The organism is Pseudonocardia sp. ICBG601, from assembly GCF_020496245.1.
In genome coordinates, this window is the sequence record NZ_JAHLJA010000022.1 from 15,001 (window position 1) to 17,500 (window position 2,500).

A 2,500-nucleotide genomic window follows, 5' to 3' on the forward strand; every position below is an offset into this window, starting at 1 on the left:
CCCCCCCCCCCCCCCCCCCCCCCCCCCCCCCCCCCCCACCCCCCCCCCCCCCCCCCCCCCCCCCCCCCCCCCCACCCCCCCCCCCCCCCCCCCCCCCCCCCCCCCCCCCCCCCCCCCCCCCCCCCCCCCCCCCCCCCCCCCCCCCCACCCCCCCCCCCCCCCCCCCCCCCCACCCCCCCCCCCCCCCCCCCCCCCCCCCCCCCCCCCCCCCCCCCCCCCCCCCCCCCCCCCCCCCCCCCCCCCCCCCCCCCCCCCCCCCCCACCCCCCCCCCCCCCCCCCCCCCCCCCCCCCCCCCCCCCCCCCCCCCCCCCCCCCCCCCCCCCCCCCACCCCCCCCCCCCCCCCCCCCCCCCCCCCCCCCCCCCCCCCCCCCCCCCCCCCCACCCCCCCCCCCCCCCACCCCCCCCCCCCCCCCCCCCCCCCCCCCCCCCCCCCCCCCCCCCCCCCCCCCCCCCCCCCCCCCCCCCCCCCCCCCCCCCCCCCCCCCCCCCACCCCCCCCCCCCCCCCCCCCCCCCCCCCCCCCCCCCCCCCCCCCCCCCCCCCCCCCCCCCCCCCCCCCCACCCCCCCCCCCCCCCCCCCCCCCCCCCCCCCCCCCCCCCCCCCCCCCCACCCCCCCCCCCCCCCCCCCCCCCCCCCCCCCCCCCCCCCCCCCCCCCCCCCCCCCCCCCCCCCCCCCCCCCCCCCCCCCCCCCCCCCCCCCCCCCCCCCCCCCCCCCCCCCCCCCACCCCCCCCCCCCCCCCCCCCCCCCCCCCCCCCCCCCCCCCCCCCCCCCCCCCCCCCCCCCCCCCCCCCCCCCCCCCCCCCCCCCCCCCACCCCCCCCCCCACCCCCACCCCCCCCCCCCCCCCCACCCCCACCCCCCCCCCCCCCCCCCCCCCCCCCCCCCCCCCCCCCCCCCCCCCCCCCCCCCCCCCCCCCCCCCCCCCCCCCCCCCCCACCCCCCCCCCCCCCCCCCCCCCCCCCCCCCACCCCCCCCCCCCCCCCCCCCCCCCCCCCCCCCCCCCCCCACCCCCCCCCCCCCCCCCCCCCCCCCCCCCCCCACCCCCCCCCCCCCCCCCCCCCCCCCCCCCCCCCCCCCCCCCCCCCCCCCCCCCCCCCCCCCACCCCCCCCCCCCCCCCCCCCCCCCCCCCCCCCCCCCCCCCCCCCCCCCCCCACCCCCCCCCCCCCCCCCCCCCCCCCCCCCCCCACCCCCCCCCCCCCCCCCCCCCCCCCCCCCCCCCCCCCCCCCCCCCCCCCCCCCCCCCCCCCCCCCCCCACCCCCCCCCCCCCCCCCCCCCCCCCCCCCCCCCCCCCCCCCCCCCACCCCCCCCCACCCCCCCCCCCCCCCCCCCCCCCCCCCCCACCCCCCCCCCCCCCCCCCCCCCCCCCCCCCCCCCACCCCCCCCCCCCCCCCCCCCCCCCCCCCCCCCCCCCCCCCCACCCCCCCCCCCCCCCCCCCCCCCCCCCCCCCCCCCCCCCCCCCCCCCCCCCCCCCCCACCCCCCCCCCCCCCCCCCCCCCCCCCCCCCCCCCCCCCCCCCCCCCCCCCCCCCCCCCCCCACCCCCCCCCCCCCCCCCCCCCCCCCCCCCCCACCCCCCCCCCCCCCCACCCCCCCCCCCCCCCCCCCCCCCCCCCCCCCCCCCACCCCCCCCCCCACCCCCCCCCCCCCACCCCCCCCCCCCCCCCCCCCCCCCCCCCCCCCCCCCCCCCCCCCCCCCCCCCCCCCCCCCCCCCCCCCCCCCCCCCCCACCCCCCCCCCCCCCCCCCCCCCCCCACCCCCCCCCCCCCACCCCCCCCCCCCCCCCCCCCCCCCCCCCCCCCCCACCCCCCCCCCCCCCCCCCCCCCCCCCCCCCCCCCCCCCCCCCACCCCCCCCCCCCCCCCCCCCCACCCCCCCACCCCCCCCACCCCCCCCCCCCCCCCCCCCCCCCCCCCCCCCCCCCCCCCCCCCCCCCCCCCCCCCCCCCCCCCCCCCCCCCCCCCCCCCACCCCCCCCCCCCCCCCCCCCCCCCCCCCCCCCCCACCCCCCCCCCCCCCCCCCCCCCCCCCACCCCCCCCCCCCCCCCCCCCCCCCCACCCCCCCCCCCCCCCCCACCCCCCCCCCCCCCCCACCCCCCCCCCCCCCCCCCCCCCCCCCCCCCCCCCCCCCCCCCCCCCCCCCCCCCCCCCCCCCCCCCCCCCCCCCCCCCCCCCCCCCCCCCCCCCCCCCCCCCCCCCCCCCCCCCCCCCCCCCCCCCCCCCCCCCCCCCCCCCCCCCCCCCCCCCCCCCCCCCCACCCCCCCCCCCCCCCCCCCCACCCCCCCCCCCCCCCCCCCCCCCCCCCCCCCCCCCCCCCCCCCCCCCCCCCCCCCCCCCCCCCCCCCCCCCCACCCCCCCCCCCCCCCCCCCCCCCCCCCCCCCCCCCCCCCCCCCCCCCCCCCCCCCCCCCCCCCCCCCCCCCCCCCCCCCCCCCCCCCCCCCCCCACCCCCCCCCCCCCCCCCCACCCCCCCCCCCCCCCCCCCCCCCCCCCCCCCCCCCC